Annotated in this window: 15 protein-coding genes; 9 read left to right on the forward strand and 6 right to left on the reverse strand. The window is 47.1% G+C overall.

The annotated features are described in order from the left end of the window. Positions 1-3: 3 nt before the first annotated feature. From cdiI to PEL01S_RS35290, 3 genes are all read left to right on the forward strand, one after another. On the forward strand, positions 4-402 hold the full coding sequence (cdiI, locus tag PEL01S_RS13760) for a ribonuclease toxin immunity protein CdiI (RefSeq protein WP_127460679.1): 399 nt from the start codon (positions 4-6) through the stop codon (positions 400-402). 388 nt (positions 403-790) lie between these two features. Further along, positions 791-1198 (forward strand): SUKH-3 domain-containing protein, encoded by a 408-nt coding sequence (locus tag PEL01S_RS13765; protein WP_127460680.1) that lies wholly within the window; start codon positions 791-793, stop codon positions 1196-1198. A gap of 262 nt (positions 1199-1460) precedes the next feature. Further along, on the forward strand, positions 1461-1790 hold the full coding sequence (locus PEL01S_RS35290) for a hypothetical protein (protein ID WP_127460681.1): 330 nt from the start codon (positions 1461-1463) through the stop codon (positions 1788-1790). Between the two features lie 276 nt (positions 1791-2066). Here PEL01S_RS35290 and PEL01S_RS13775 read toward each other — a convergent pair whose 3' ends face one another. Beyond that, positions 2067-2294 carry a helix-turn-helix domain-containing protein gene (locus PEL01S_RS13775; RefSeq protein ID WP_010500131.1) on the reverse strand — a complete coding sequence of 76 codons (228 nt, stop codon included), beginning with the start codon at positions 2292-2294 and terminating at the stop codon, positions 2067-2069. Positions 2295-2463: 169 nt separating this feature from the next. On the opposite strand from PEL01S_RS13775, the gene PEL01S_RS13780 reads away from it, so the two are divergent. The 4 genes from PEL01S_RS13780 (at position 2464) to PEL01S_RS13795 (ending at position 6089) form a co-directional block, all read left to right on the forward strand. Further along, a complete protein-coding gene (locus tag PEL01S_RS13780) occupies positions 2464-2796 on the forward strand; it encodes a hypothetical protein (protein WP_127460682.1) in 333 nt (110 codons plus the stop codon). A 171-nt stretch (positions 2797-2967) separates the two neighbouring features. Further along, positions 2968-5178, forward strand: coding sequence for a DUF4434 domain-containing protein (locus PEL01S_RS13785; protein ID WP_127460683.1), 2211 nt, complete (start codon positions 2968-2970; stop codon positions 5176-5178). A 69-nt stretch (positions 5179-5247) separates the two neighbouring features. After that, positions 5248-5427 carry a hypothetical protein gene (locus tag PEL01S_RS13790; RefSeq protein ID WP_127460684.1) on the forward strand — a complete coding sequence of 60 codons (180 nt, stop codon included), beginning with the start codon at positions 5248-5250 and terminating at the stop codon, positions 5425-5427. Positions 5428-5684: 257 nt separating this feature from the next. Beyond that, positions 5685-6089, forward strand: coding sequence for a hypothetical protein (locus PEL01S_RS13795; RefSeq protein WP_108533099.1), 405 nt, complete (start codon positions 5685-5687; stop codon positions 6087-6089). Positions 6090-6282: 193 nt separating this feature from the next. Here the strand turns inward: PEL01S_RS13795 and PEL01S_RS13800 are convergent, their stop codons facing one another. The 4 genes from PEL01S_RS13800 to PEL01S_RS13815 form a co-directional block, all read right to left on the reverse strand. Beyond that, positions 6283-7227 carry a DUF4367 domain-containing protein gene (locus tag PEL01S_RS13800; protein ID WP_127460685.1) on the reverse strand — a complete coding sequence of 315 codons (945 nt, stop codon included), beginning with the start codon at positions 7225-7227 and terminating at the stop codon, positions 6283-6285. Beyond that, complete coding sequence (locus PEL01S_RS13805) at positions 7224-7778, reverse strand: RNA polymerase sigma factor (RefSeq protein WP_127460686.1); 555 nt, start codon at positions 7776-7778, stop codon at positions 7224-7226. Before PEL01S_RS13805 ends, PEL01S_RS13800 begins: the two co-directional genes overlap by 4 nt. 213 nt (positions 7779-7991) lie before the next feature. Further along, positions 7992-8834: an aldo/keto reductase gene (locus tag PEL01S_RS13810; protein ID WP_127460687.1), complete on the reverse strand. Its 843-nt coding sequence runs from the start codon at positions 8832-8834 to the stop codon at positions 7992-7994. A 68-nt stretch (positions 8835-8902) separates the two neighbouring features. Then, positions 8903-10120 carry an MFS transporter gene (locus PEL01S_RS13815; protein ID WP_127460688.1) on the reverse strand — a complete coding sequence of 406 codons (1218 nt, stop codon included), beginning with the start codon at positions 10118-10120 and terminating at the stop codon, positions 8903-8905. 133 nt (positions 10121-10253) lie between these two features. Here PEL01S_RS13815 and PEL01S_RS13820 point away from each other — a divergent pair, with 133 nt between their 5' ends. Beyond that, positions 10254-10625 (forward strand): winged helix-turn-helix transcriptional regulator, encoded by a 372-nt coding sequence (locus tag PEL01S_RS13820; protein ID WP_010500138.1) that lies wholly within the window; start codon positions 10254-10256, stop codon positions 10623-10625. A gap of 156 nt (positions 10626-10781) precedes the next feature. Here PEL01S_RS13820 and PEL01S_RS13825 read toward each other — a convergent pair whose 3' ends face one another. After that, positions 10782-12806 (reverse strand): peptidoglycan D,D-transpeptidase FtsI family protein, encoded by a 2025-nt coding sequence (locus tag PEL01S_RS13825; RefSeq protein WP_127460689.1) that lies wholly within the window; start codon positions 12804-12806, stop codon positions 10782-10784. A 238-nt stretch (positions 12807-13044) separates the two neighbouring features. Here PEL01S_RS13825 and PEL01S_RS13830 point away from each other — a divergent pair, with 238 nt between their 5' ends. Next, positions 13045-14115 (forward strand): YiiG family protein, encoded by a 1071-nt coding sequence (locus PEL01S_RS13830; RefSeq protein WP_127460690.1) that lies wholly within the window; start codon positions 13045-13047, stop codon positions 14113-14115. The last annotated feature ends 31 nt before the right edge of the window (positions 14116-14146 follow it).

The raw sequence follows: 14146 nt of genomic DNA on the forward strand, positions 1-14146 counted from the left end.
ACGATGGATAATTCCAAAGAAAATTATCAATTACTAGTTGATAGATTTAAAATGAATGGACTAAGTAAAGATTTTGTTATTACTGTTTTAGCGAGATTTGTATTAGACTTCGATTTTATAAAAATTTTGACTGGTTTTTTAGATGAAAATGTGCTAAGAAGGGACACTATCGGAGTAGTTTATTCAGATGAATATGAAATTGGGGATGAAGGTTATTTTGGGGAGAATAAGGTTCTGTTTTATTATGGAATAGATGATGATTGGCATGATATTGTTACACATGATGAGTTATGTTGTTATTTACAAGTAGCATGTGAATTTTTTATGGATAGAAATAAAGAAAAGGCAGAAGAAGCGAAAAAAATTATGATTCAAATTAAAGAAAAATACAAAATAGATTAGAGGGTCTGACAAGAATTATGTGTAACATTTTTTCAATACAACCAACAATGCCACAATGCAAGCTAGCCGTTCGTCTAGGAAGAATAGAACGTTTTCGAGAAATGAATCACGAATCGTACGGTGTGGATACGAACGTTCTAATCAATATTCAATTTATAACTCGATTATTTGATATCGGGTATTCTAAAATTCTTGAACTATCTGGAAGGCTGTTGCGGTTGAACGATCTAGACAGGCTTGTAGAAAATCATTCCTCCTACTCACTAATGAAAAGAATAAAAGGGTGTTTAAAGATCAATACCCATTCAGATAAACCGGTTATTTAGATAAAGAAGATCTGGCACTACTGAACTATTGTCAATGGATTAGGGAGAAAAAGCAAGTGAAGATGAGTGAAGAAACCTTAAAGATCTTAAGAGATTCTGGTTGGTATGAGGGAAGAAGTATTGATACTAAAGAAATAGAAGAAAATTTGGAGAAAATAGGTTTTTTTGTTTTTCCAGAAGTGAAAAAATTTTTGAAAGAGTTTGGAAATCTAGTGATCGAAGATACTATAAACGATGAGACGCACAATACAAGTGTAAGATTCAATAGCTACGGAGCTTTCAAAGCAGAGGAAGAATATGCTCAAGAGAAACTAGTTCCTGTAGGGTTGATCGATAGCGATTTTCTAGTGCTATTTGTTTCAGAAAGTGGAAAGGTGTACTGCAGTACTGGTAAATTAGGCGACAATGCAACAGAAGCATGGGAAAGATTAATCGGGGGCAGAGGTTTTAAGCCGTGGGGGTATTTCTAATATAAAGGGTTTCATAAAATGTGTAAATTATGTAAAGTTAACAGGTTTTCGATTGCTATTCTCCTGCTGAAAATAAAGGTGCAAGGGGTATTTTGAGTGAGGTTTGGGAAAAATTTGTTGTTAAGCAACAAACAAAAAATCTAAAAAAATGGTCTGTAGATGATTTTAAGATGGGGAATTATAGACCTACGAGAAGTTATTGTGATTCAGTCTTCGGCAAAGTCTTGCGATTAACGTAAATACAACCAGAAAGGATGTTTATATGATTATTTGGAGAGGTTTAGGAATTTTGAATATCGTTGTTCCAGTGATTATGTTTGTTATAGTTAATTTTTTACTATCCGCTTTGGGGCTTAGGTCAATAGATTCCAGGCTGCCGATGGCTTTCGTCTTCATTGTATCGGGACTTATTATCTGGTATATGGGGAAAGCACTTAACGCCCAATCAGGGAAAGTGCTAGTTGATGTGGAAACGGGACAACACTATAAAATGGGAACCTCGCACAGTCTGTTTTTCATCCCTATGCATTATTGGGGCCCTGTCGGTCTAGTGACAGGATTCATTTTAATAGTTGCATCGATATTTACATAACTCTGATTGCACAAGTTTTCTTGGATATGGGGTCTGTGAAAAATTAGAGTAAATACTAAAACAACTTACGAACGCTAGATAAACTTGCTAAGGCTTATTTCAACTTGAACCATAAGTAGAAATGAGCCTTTTTGCATGCTCAAGATCATTAACTATTAACATAGCAAGCAACTTCCTGCACAAAACTATGACTTGCCATTTTAGTTAGAAATCCGGGAAAGCTTGGCAAAGAAGAAGCCTCTATCTAAGGGACTCAGTTCGGATGATGCAAGGAAATTAAAGCAAGGTCCGGTCATTCGAGCGGCCAACCAGGTAATCAAGGCTTACGTCGAAATAGTCAGCAAGAGCAATGAGGGTTGGAACACTTGGGATATTCTTTCCTTTTTCCAACGAACTCATGGCTTGTTTTGTGATGCCTAAATGTTCTGCCAAATCTTTGGCCATTACTTTCCTTTCATTGCGAAGTTCAAGCAATCTTGCGGAAAAGGATTCTTTGTTAAACATATAAAAACTCCTTGACAGTCAATTGTTAATTTACTAATATCTAAAGTGTAGTCAATTACTAGTTGACTATAGTGGCGCGTAAAGAGAGTACAGCTAATGCAATTCTACCAATATTAAATCTGCAATGAAAGAGGAGGGGCGACACGGTTTAAAGATCAGAGTTAAACTAATGACCATTAATCGGGATGTAGAAGCTGCATTTGTTGCTTATTTCATATTTAAAATGACAAGCCAAAAAATTTTGTTCAAGGGATTGGAGGAAGCAAGCATGCAAGATGTCGCAGAAATCTACCAACAAGAGGAGATTCATTTACTCGGAATGATTCAAGTGTGTGAAACGTGCAGAGATATTATTTTGAACTTTGTGCGGCAGCAAAACGGTAAAATTAACGGGATCGTAATGGAAGACTTGCTGATATCCCTTTTTAAAGTAGAGATGGAACAGCGTGAGAATTTGCTTCATATGCAATTAGCCAAAGCAAGACTAAGCAGCGCCACATAGACCAGCTATCATCACCCAAAATTTAGTATATAATGTTATTGTAAGAAATTATGGTATAAAGAGAATTACTTTGCAAAGGAGGCCGAAAATTCCACGCAATAAAATCTTCTCCCTACATACACATCGTCAAAGGTTCCACGCAAGCCATCATTTATCGAGGAGGGTCCCTTTATGAAATCACGTTCCGTCTCTATTACCGTCTTGTTTACTATGGTATTTTCCCTGTTCGCTCTTGCAGGATTCAACCCTCAACCGTCTTCCGCAATGAGCACGAATTTATTATTGGGTAAACCTTATACCTCCAGTTCCGAGGCGGATGCCGGATATCCGGACACAAACCATAAAGAACTGACCGATGGTGTAGAGGCTTCCTACCTGCTCGCGGATCCGGCTTGGCAGGGAAGATTTAATGCCACAAGTTATAGTTTTACAGTTGATTTGGGTAAGCCGCAAACCTTTAAAAATTTCAAAACGAACTTTTACAAATACACGGGAGCCGGCGTTCAGACTCCAATCCAAGTTGAATTCAGCTCATCTGCCGATCATTCCACCTGGATAACAGCCTGCTCGGTTTCCCAGCAAGGAAATGCTGTAGACGTGGCTCCTGTACCATATCGCTGCTCAGCGGCTTCTGATATAACGGCAAGATATGTGAAGATGACAGTTACAAGTGCGCCTGGCACCTATTCTTTTGTTGACGAATGGGAGGTCACTCCTGCGCAAGTATCATCCTCCATCGCTTTAAGCGGGACGTTCCTTCAACCTTATTTGGCCAATCAGTGGACCGACGCGGAGTGGAATACCGAATTTCAGAAAATGAAGGATGTTGGGATCAACAAGCTGATTCTGAATTGGACGGCCGACAGCAAAAATAAAACCACAGTATACCCGACAACCGCTCTTGCCGGCTATACGCAAAATACATCTGCCGATCTCGTTGCGAAAGCTTTAAGCAAAGGAAATATTTACGGGGTTGATATTTATTTGGGTTTACAGATCAATCAGGACTGGTTCGTCAATTATGCGAATGATGCAACCTGGCTATCGAACGAAGCGAATATTTCCAAGGCGCTGGTTGGAGATTTGTGGACAAAATATGGGACGAACCGTTCCTTAAAGGGCTTTTACCTTCCGTTCGAGGTCGATAACTTGAACTTACCTTCGACTACGGAATGGGACCGGTTAATTTCCTTTTATCAAACCGTAGGCAGCTATATCAAGCAGCAATCCTCCTCCATGACCGTGATGATTTCTCCGTTCTTCAATTCGCGCGGTCAAACAACTGCGAATTGGCAAACGATGTGGGAGTATATTCTCTCGAAGAGTCCTTTGGATATTTTTGCCCTTCAAGACGGTATCGGTGCCGGGCACGCCGAGACAAGCGAGTTGGATGCATGGTTCTCCGCAACAAAAACAGCCATCAATAACGCCCGTCCGTCCATGCAGTTCTGGGATAATGCGGAAACCTTCACGGATAACTTCAAGACTTTGGATCTAAAAACAGTAGTTGCCGATCTAAATGCCGTCCGTCCTTATGTTTCGGACTATATAAGCTTTAGCTTCAACCATTATATAAGCCCGCAGCAAGTCAATCCGTTATATTACGCAACGTATAAAGACTATGTTTTATCCGGTGCCCTGGATGCCGCCGCGCCAACGACTCCAGCCCATCTTTCAGGACGCGCTGTCAACTCGGATACCAATTTGCTGAATTGGACTCCATCGACAGATAATTTCGGCATCGTGGGTTACAAAATTTATCGAAACAATGAGCTGGTCTGGACAGCTTATACGAATGCGACCAGCTTTACGGACAGCCAGCTTCACTCCAACACTTCCTATAGGTACGCCGTGCAGGCATTTGATGCGGCAGGCAATTATTCTGCTCAGTCTTTACCCGTTACCGTTACAACTTATGCGGAAACAAATTATCCTACCAATCTCGCATCCGGCAAAAAGTATACTTCAACGATCCCTACCCATCCATCCTATCCGGACAGCGGAGGCAAGCTAACCGACGGAGCTTTCGGAACCACAGCTTCCTGGGATGAAGCTTGGCGAGGCAGCAATGCCGCCAGCCCTTATTCGTTCACGATTGACTTAGGATCTTCCAAGAGCATCAAAGAAGTGAACGCCAATTTCTTGCAAGCCATATCAGCCGGTGTGTTATTGCCCGAAACCGTTACGTTCTCCAGTTCCAGCGATAACATCTCTTTTAAGCAAATCGGTATTGTCCATAAACCCGCCGTCAGTTCCAGCGACCAGACGAAAACCTACAGGCTGACTCATTTATCCGGCATCACGGGCCGTTATGTCAAAGTAACCATCGAGCCTGCAAGTATCGCGTGGACATTGATCGATGAGATACAGGTAAAACAATAACGAAGAAACTCTAAAATTCTATGCACAAAAAGCTCCTGAAGCCTGAATAAAGCATCGGGAGCTTTTTGAATGGATGCCGAAGAACGAGACCAGATGCGGCGAATTCAAACCGATGAAGCTTGCAGCATGGTTCAATTAAATATGACCAGTGGTCAATTAATGCCATTACATAAATTAGCGGTGGAAGATGTTTCAACCTTTCATCGAGCGGCCCTTGATTTGCAAATCGAATTGCTGCATGCCCGGTAAAAAAAAGGCACTGTGCCTCGTCAAAACATGAGACCGGGTTGGCCTGAAACCCAGGAGATATACAACTTTACCGAGGGGTTAAATGAAATAATGACAACGTTAACTTCAAATATTTGTAACATTTAGAGAAAAAGGTCGTATGATTTAATTGAAAAATATTCCAAATTAAGGGTTGATATGGTATTAATTGATTGAGGGCACTGGCCAGACCTCAAAATTATTTTTGCACGGTGTTATTCGGAGGAGGATAAAGAAAAATGAAAAAAATGACAACTGCTTTAACGATTGCCGTGGTTGGAGCAAGTCTTGTTTCAAGCCCTGGCTTTGCGGCGGAGGGAGCCCCGGTTCAACAAGCGCCTCAACAGCAGATTATTGTCGCGCCGCCGGAAGGCGAGGTTACGTATCATTTGGCGCCAGGTGCCGTAGCGGTTGCCGGTCCATATGTACTCCAGCCGAACGAAGGCATTCGCATCACCTCGATTATCGCCGACGAGTACGATTGGTGGCTTGTGGATCTTAGGAACAACAACCAGACGATCCGAAAAGAGCAAGCGGAAAACAATACGATTTATGTGAAACAGAGCAGCCAGTACATGCTTTTCATCAAAAACAAAAAGCAATGCACCAACTTGATGAAGGTAAATATTCGGGTGGTTCGCTAGCTGCATTCTAGGCAAAGTACAGTTCCTTCACACTTTTATTCTCGATCTGAGAAATAGTATAGAGTAGTAAGGTCATAAGGACGAGACTCCCCACCGGGAGTCTTTTTCCATTTTAAAAGTAAGCGTAAAAAAGCTCCCCGGCTTAAGCAAGTAGAGGAACTTTTTACGTTATTGATGATTTGGCACGTTAATTTTAGTTCAAATACGCTTCGGCGATTTTAATCAATTCCTCTTTGCTCATTTTACTGAATTCGTCGATTTGATACGTATATTCGCCGTCGATGTTCCATGTAATATTTTTCCTTCCGTCTTCTCCGTTTTTGTCTAGATATTGCGTGTAAAGCATTTCTACCCCGTTGACGGTAATTTTCTCTTGCCTGAAGTCGATTTTTTCATCCACGTAGGCTGTAAACGTATCCTTGGATTTAATGACAGTAACGGCTACTTCTTGGTCCCCATGCTTATAAACGGACCTCAAATGTAAAAGATCATCAGACAACTCAATCGGCATCATCGCATAATCCTTACCCGATTCCTCCGCCTGCTTCCGCAGCTTTTCAGCCGTCGCCGCCTTTTCGTCCGGGGCAGGAGGGTTCACCTCATTGATTGGATTAAAGAAGACCTTAGCGTCTTTGAATTGGTAATTCTCTTCCAAACGGTCAAGAATCTTAATCGGCATGCCTGCCATTTTGGCACGGAGTGCGGACACATCGTTAAAGACGAACGGCTTGAATCTGGTATCCGTTTGCTTGTTCGGATTGTTCGGAACGATATAAAAGATCGCTGCCGAACCATCCGGCAACAGTTCTTCCGCCAAATCCCGGCTCATTCCTATGCGTCGGGTATCTTCTTCCGAATATTTGGGCTGGGGAGGAGCCGAGTTCAAGGGTTTCACCTCATAAACCGCTTGGCCTTGTTCGTTTTTCAATACTCCGTACTTTACCGCAGCAAACCCTGACGATACGGTCAAAAGCATTCCCATTGCGACCAACACACCGACTTTATATTTCACTAAAAATCGCTCCTTCTTGTTCCGCTCGGCATACAGTTTCTTCATTACTTGTCCAGTCAAGTCAGCATCGGGCATAGGCGGGTCATGAAAAAGTGCTTTCAAATCCTGATCCTTATCCAACGTCATACGAATCCCACTTCCTTCACTTGAGCGTAGTACTTCCGGAACTTTGCAGCCGAACGTCCGTATTTTTTTCGAAGATTGGCGCTGTTTTGATTCAGAATCAGGCTGATTTCCTCATAGCTCTTCTCCTCCACGCAGCGCAAAATTAACAAGTTCCGCTCTTCCGCCGATAATCTCGATAGGGCCTGGTGCACATATTCATTGAAATAGTTGGCTTCGATCTGCAAATCGATGTGTTTATTTTCCTTCTCATCCCGGTAAAAGAAGGGCAGATATTTGGCCAGCTTGCGCTTGCGGATCACATCGATGCATTGATTGTAGGCAATCTTGTATAACCATGCGCCGAACGGCACATCCCGGTTATACTTTTGCAAATTGCGAAATGCCTTCAAAAATACTTCCTGTCCGCTATCCTCGGCCTCCGTATCGTTGCCCAGCATGTGATAACAATAGCGGAAAATCGGTTTTTGGTAATGCTGCACGATGTTCTCGAACTTTGCGATATCACCCTCCAGGACGTCAGCGATCATCTGACGCAGTTCTGAATCATCCACCTCGCTCACTCCCTTTCACCCTGTACTACGAATCATCCGCACTGAAATGTGACAGTAACAACAGAATAATTAATTTTGCGCCAACCGGGCAAGCAAGGAATTGACAATGACCATGATGGGGGGGATAGCTTTGGGAACGTGGAAAAATAAGAAATAGCCTGTTGAGGGTTTCTCAACAGGCTGATCAGCCCCCAGCTAGGGGAACTGGCGTTCTTAGAAATCAAAATTGTCAGGGTCCGGTCCAACCCGCAGGTTCTGGTTCAGCGCATCGATGCGGGCCATCTCTTCACTCGTCAGCTCGAAGTCGAATACCGAGGCGTTCTCGACAATCCGGTGAGCCTTTGTCGATTTGGGAATCGTTACGATGCCGTGCTGCAGATCCCAGCGCAGAACGACTTGGGCGACCGACTTGCCGTGACGAGCGCCGATTTCCTGCAGCACCGGGTTGTCCAGCAGCTGGCCCTGCATCAGAGGCGACCATGCCTCGATCTGAATGCCATGCTGGGCGCAGAAGTCGCGCAGCGCTTGCTGGCTGAGCCGCGGATGGAGCTCGACCTGGTTTACCATCGGTTTGATCTCGGCATCTTTCATCAGGTCCTCCAGGTGGTGAATCTGGAAGTTGCTGACGCCGATCGCTTTGACACGTCCGGCCTTGTACAGCGCTTCAAGCGCACGCCAAGCGTCCTTGTACTTGCCGGCCACCGGCCAGTGAATCAGGTACAGATCGAGATAATCCAGTCCCAGCTTCTCCAAGCAGGTCTCATAGGCGGCGAGCGTCGCTTCATAGCCGAGATCGGCGTTCCATACCTTGGAAGTGACAAACAGGTCTTCACGGGAGAGTCCCGTTTCTTGGAGGGCTTCGTGGATAGCCTGACCTACACTGCGCTCGTTGTCATAGATGGCCGCCGTGTCGATGCTGCGGTAGCCATGGGCGACAGCCGCTTTGACCGCGTCCACGAGCTCGGGACCTTCCTCGACTTTGAATACGCCGATTCCGAACCAGGGCATAGCCTTTCCGTTATTGAGAGTCGTAGTTGCTTGCAGATGCGTTGTCATAGATAAAACCTCCAGTAGGGTAAATGGTAAATTTAAATACATGATGTCTTGTTGAAAGAGTTTGATAGTCAAGACCGGGCCGGCCCCATCCGCACGGCGCGAACCGGCTCGCCCTTGCGTTCCAGTGCCATGCTCCAGCCGGTCAGCAAAACCGCGGCTAGGACCATGATAGCGCCGATCCAGGTGGTATGAATCAATCCCATCGAATCGGTGATCACCCCCCCCAGATAGGCCCCAATGGCGATGCCCGCATTGAACGCGGCGATGTTGACGGCGGAAGCGACATCCTTAGCTCCCGGCGCGAAGCGCTCGGCCAGCATGACGACATAAATCTGCAGCCCGGGAACGTTCATGAAGGCCAGCAGGCCCATGAAGAAGATCGTGATCAATCCGGCTACCTTGAATGGCGCGGTCACCATCAACACGAGCAGCACGATCGCCTGCAGGATGAACATATAGAACAGAGCCTTGAGCGGCCGGCGGTTGGCCACCTTTCCCCCGACGACATTGCCGATCGCAATCGCGACGCCGTAAATCAGCAGGATAACCGCTACCGTGTTTTCGGCAAATCCGGTTATCTCATGCAGCAATGGGGATAAATAAGTAAATACGACAAAGGTGCCTCCATACCCGAGAGCCGTGATGGCGAATGCAAGCAGCAGCCTGCCATTCGTCACCAGCTTCACCTGCTCACGCACCGGGGTCGGAACGCCCTTACGCAGCGAGGCGGGGATCAAGATCAGGTTAGCGATCAGCGCGACCAGGCCGATGACGGCGATGGTGACGAAGGCCGCCCGCCAGCCCATCTGCTGGCCGATCCAGGTACCGAGCGGCACGCCGGTCACGATGGCGACCGTCAGGCCCGAAAACATCATGGAGATCGCACTCGCCCGTTTGTTCTCCGGCACGAGGTCGGCGGCGATGGTCGATGCGATCGACATGAATACGCCGTGCGACAAAGCGGATAGCACGCGGGCAATCAACAGGACGCCGATGCTTCCAGAAGCCGCCGCCAGACTATTGCCGGCGATAAAAACGACCATGATGGCAACCAGCAGCGACTTGCGGGACATTCCCGTAGTGAGTGAGGTCAGCACAGGAGCCCCGAAGGTGACACCGAGCGCATACAGCGTCACGGTCAGTCCTGCCGTTGTGACCGATATATGAAGGTTTTCGGCGATCAGGGGCAGCAGCCCCACGCTGATAAACTCGGTTGTTCCGATCGCATAGGCGCTGATGGCCAGAGCCAGAAGCGCGAGTATACTTCGTTTTTGATCCAATTGCATGTTTTCTCACCTCTATTCTTGGTAATCTTCGGCCGATATATGCTATTATGAGAGGAGCAAGCATTTTTGGCTAGTACGTACTTTAAAGTGCGGTAGGCACAAAAAAGTGCCTATAACCATTGGAGGACTTAGTATGAGCACGGGAACCAATAAGAAATATAACATTTCGGTGGAAGCGACCTTGGAAGTCATCGGAGGAAAATGGAAGTGCGTGATTCTCTGTCACTTGACGCGAGGAAAGAAGCGGACGAGTGATCTCAAGCGTATTATGCCCAGCATTACGCAGAAGATGTTAACCCAGCAGCTGCGGGAACTGGAGGCAGACGGGATCGTCAACCGGATTACGTATCATCAAGTGCCGCCCAAAGTCGAATACGAGCTGAGCGAATACGGGTGGAGCCTTAAGCCGATTCTGGATGCGCTTTGCTCCTGGGGAGAGCACCATATTATTAAAGAATACGGCGATAAGTTCACCGTATTGGAGGACAATATTTTAAATCATTGAGACGTGAACATGGATCTTTCCACGATTTCTTTGGACGATAAAAAAAGGAATACTTGAGCTAAGGCTTCAAGCATTCCCGAGAGAGTACCGCGTTGAGGTACTCTCTTTCTTTTTCTCTTTGACGTAACTTTTCTCCTCACGATTAACATCGTGGCTCTATTTCGGCTCGGCCGCTTTGGTTCCCTTGGGCACGCCGTCCAGGCCGTAATATTGGTCGTAGGCGTCGAATATTTTGCGGGCAATCGGCGCGGCGCCCCATGCGCCGAATCCGCCCTCCGGGACGACGACGGCTATGGCGAGCGTCGGATTGTCCAGAGGCGCGAAGGCGATGAAGACGGCGTTGTCGACCAGCTTTTTGCCGACGGACTGCGTCGAGGTGCCCGTTTTTCTGGCAAAAGGGTATGGGAACCCGTCGAAGCCCTGTACCTTGACATCGGCCATGCCTTGCAGCACCGCGTTCCACTCGGCCGCGGCAAATTCCGTTTCGTCCAGTACGACCGGTTCGTCGAACTTTTGGATCAGCTGGCCTCTATCGTAGCTCTCAATCTTGTCCACCAACAAGGGCTTGAGCCTTTTTCCCCGCGTGGCGAGGGTGGTGGCGAATTGGGCCAATTGCAGCGTTGTGTAGCGTTCATTTTGACCCCAGGAGGCGAAAACCATCCGGGATTGGAACGATTCGCTCTTATTCGTTTTAAACTCGTTGGCACCTTTATACTCTCTCGGCAGGCCGCTTTGCGTGGAAACCCCCAGCCCGAACTTGGCCAAATAATCCTGCCATACGTCTACGGCTTTCTCGCCATATTTCGAGTGCAGCGCATTGCCGATTTTGGCCGACATAAACGTATTGGACGAATGCGCGATGGCCGTGGCCGGTGTCAGCCACCCGTAAGCGGCCCGATCGGAGTTGGTTAATCGCGAGTTATCTTTGCCGTAGGTAAATTCGCCGGTATCGTAATATTGGGTTCCGGGATGGATGAGCCCTTCCTTAAAGCCGATCAATACGGACAACGGCTTGATTGTTGAGCCCATATAGACGATCGAGGTGGGATGCTTGTTCCGTTCATCTTCCGGAAAATTGCCGTAGGCGGTCGTAATGGTGCCGTTGTTGACAAAAGGCAGGATGCTGTCGTAATCGCTTTTCGAGATTCCGCCGATCCATAGATTCGGATCGTAATCCGGCATGCTGGCCATGGCGACCACTTTACCCGTCTTCACCTCCATCGCGACCGCATATCCCGCCCGGGCATTCGGAGCGTATGCGAACCGGTTGCCGGACGATTGCAGCGTCGCCAGATGGTCCATAATCGCTTGTTCGGTGATAAGCTGGACATCCTTATCAATCGTTAAATAAAGATGGTTGCCCTTCTTCGGTGCTTGCAGCGTCACCTCGGGGCCGGCAATTTTGTTGGCTGCATTGACCGGGAATGCTTTGTATCCGCTTTCGCCTCGCAGCTCCTTTTGATACATCAGCTCGATGCCATCGAATCCGACATCCTCCGTATCGACGTAGCCCTCCGTATGTTCTTTCGTTTTATAAAAGGGAAGTCCGTTGTTCGGTTCCCGGGCGGCGGGGAACGGCTTCAGATACCCGACCAATTGGACGGCAACCGTATTTTCCCGGTCGTAGGTCCGCGTGCTTTCCTCGATAACTTGAACCCACTTCAGTTCGTCGCGCCACTCCCCGATGTATGCGATTTCGTCGCGGGTGAGATCCGTCTTGATCCGGCGGGGGACGAAATAGAAGGAGGGCTTCTTGGTTTCCTGTTTCGTTAGGTCGTAGCCGACATCCATCAGCCTGATGATGTCTTCGGCGGACAGCTTTTTGGGAGACGGGGCTCCTCGCTCCGAGAAAATTCGTTCCAGCTCGCGCGCAAGGGCGATGATCTCATCCTGCGTTTGCCCCTGCTCGATACGAAAATAAAGCGATTGGGTAGGTGTGGTATAGGCGATCGGAGCGCCTTTGCGATCGAAAATATTGCCCCGGGTGGGCGGTATGGGCGTGTTTTTATGGTTGGCTTCCTCATCCTTCAAATGTTGGCTTTCCACAAACTGTAGCATGGCAAGCCGGAGAATCAAGACCGAGAACAAACAAAACGTAATAAAGAAAAAGACATTGATTCTGGATGCAATGGTAAGTCCACTGCTTGGCGGACGCATCCGTTCGGCTAACTTTTTCAACATTGTGCCTCCTGAGCGGAAAAAGGAAGAAATTTCTGCTATTGTACAGACGATCCAATATGGAAAAAAGGTGCATCGGACGAAAAAAAAGGGGATTTATTTTTTCCGTACGATCAGAACTGTGAAAATTACCACTTTACTGGGATTTGTCCTAAAGCTTTCAAACCGATTCGCCGATAAAAAGCTGTTATCTATTTGCCAGGTCTGAACCAAAAATTAAAATCGCTTGGAGGCTTGTATTTTGAAAAAGTTCAGCTCATTTGTTGCGCTCGCGCTGCTATGCACGATGTTTACCGCCTGCTCGAATCTGAAAATAAACCGGCCGGCTGCGGAGCCAAGCGGCACGACGGCCGATAAACCGTCCGGAGACGCGTCGGGGGAGTCGGATAAGAAAAAAAGCGACGGGGGGAACATCGAGGCCTTGGAAGAGGCAATGGAAGTCGGGAAATATAACGGGTATGTAGGCCTGAATAATTTTATGACCGGACGGTTAGATCAGGTGTTAACCGATTATTTTGACGAGTTTGGCGATGAAGAGCAGCCTGTCATTGACAAGAACTTCAGCTTTACCATGCTCTCGATTTCATCGGGCGACGCGAAAGCTTTGGAAACGCAGTTCGGCTTCGCCGATAAAGCGCCTGCCTTTCCGGCAATCGATCCGGTTGTCGTCCGATTGAAGCCGGTGATGAACGATTTGACGGCGATTCTGACCGAGGCCCGAGAGTATTATAAAACCAAAGGGTATGTCGATGACCATTTTGCCAAAGCCAAAGAAATGCATCCGAAGATCGTCAAGGCGGCGGATGCGTATTATGCCGTCGCGGACGAGTACTTGAAGGCGATGGCCGTCATGGGAGCCGAGCGCAAGAAGGAAAGCCTGAAGAAATTCCAGGAGAATGACGAGCAGATCAGGTATGGAGCTTTGAAGTTTTTAGTCGATGCCCAGGAGCTGTCCGCCGAGATGGAGGAGCAGGGCGTAACGGCCAAAAACATCCTGGATCTGGACATGGAGAAGTTTAGAGCGAAGTACGATCCGCTGGTGGACGATCTTAAAAATCTGACACAGCACGCCCAGGACGAGAAACGGCTGAAGAAAGAAAAGATAGAAAGCTATAACTTGAATTCATATATAGAAGAGGCTCAAAAGGTCAAGGTGGCTGCTTCCGACATCATTGAGCGCGTGAACAAGAAACGCAAGGTGGACGAGTTTGATTTGAAAAGTCGTTTCTTTACCGAGAATCAAGACGGCACGCCGGAAAAGTTCGAAAAGACGCTTCGCGACGCCATCCAAAAGTACAACCGCTTGAAGTAGGATTCGGCCTCTCCCGTGCCCGAGGCGGCAT

Source organism: Paenibacillus elgii NBRC 100335, from assembly GCF_004000865.1.
GTDB classification, from domain to species: Bacteria; Bacillota; Bacilli; order Paenibacillales; family NBRC-103111; genus Paenibacillus_G; species Paenibacillus_G elgii.

Excerpts from the sequence above, each read along its gene's own strand:
- PEL01S_RS13815 (WP_127460688.1), bottom strand. The coding sequence starts at position 10,120 with ATGCAATTGGATCAAAAACGAAGTATACTCGCGCTTCTGGCTCTGGCC.
- PEL01S_RS13790 (WP_127460684.1), top strand. The coding sequence starts at position 5,248 with ATGGATGCCGAAGAACGAGACCAGATGCGGCGAATTCAAACCGATGAA.
- PEL01S_RS13780 (WP_127460682.1), top strand. The coding sequence starts at position 2,464 with ATGACCATTAATCGGGATGTAGAAGCTGCATTTGTTGCTTATTTCATA.
- PEL01S_RS13820 (WP_010500138.1), top strand. The coding sequence starts at position 10,254 with ATGAGCACGGGAACCAATAAGAAATATAACATTTCGGTGGAAGCGACC.
- PEL01S_RS35290 (WP_127460681.1), top strand. The coding sequence starts at position 1,461 with ATGATTATTTGGAGAGGTTTAGGAATTTTGAATATCGTTGTTCCAGTG.
- PEL01S_RS13810 (WP_127460687.1), bottom strand. The coding sequence starts at position 8,834 with ATGACAACGCATCTGCAAGCAACTACGACTCTCAATAACGGAAAGGCT.
- PEL01S_RS13775 (WP_010500131.1), bottom strand. The coding sequence starts at position 2,294 with ATGTTTAACAAAGAATCCTTTTCCGCAAGATTGCTTGAACTTCGCAAT.
- PEL01S_RS13800 (WP_127460685.1), bottom strand. The coding sequence starts at position 7,227 with ATGACGTTGGATAAGGATCAGGATTTGAAAGCACTTTTTCATGACCCG.
- PEL01S_RS13785 (WP_127460683.1), top strand. The coding sequence starts at position 2,968 with ATGAAATCACGTTCCGTCTCTATTACCGTCTTGTTTACTATGGTATTT.
- PEL01S_RS13795 (WP_108533099.1), top strand. The coding sequence starts at position 5,685 with ATGAAAAAAATGACAACTGCTTTAACGATTGCCGTGGTTGGAGCAAGT.
- PEL01S_RS13765 (WP_127460680.1), top strand. The coding sequence starts at position 791 with ATGAGTGAAGAAACCTTAAAGATCTTAAGAGATTCTGGTTGGTATGAG.
- cdiI (WP_127460679.1), top strand. The coding sequence starts at position 4 with ATGGATAATTCCAAAGAAAATTATCAATTACTAGTTGATAGATTTAAA.
- PEL01S_RS13825 (WP_127460689.1), bottom strand. The coding sequence starts at position 12,806 with ATGTTGAAAAAGTTAGCCGAACGGATGCGTCCGCCAAGCAGTGGACTT.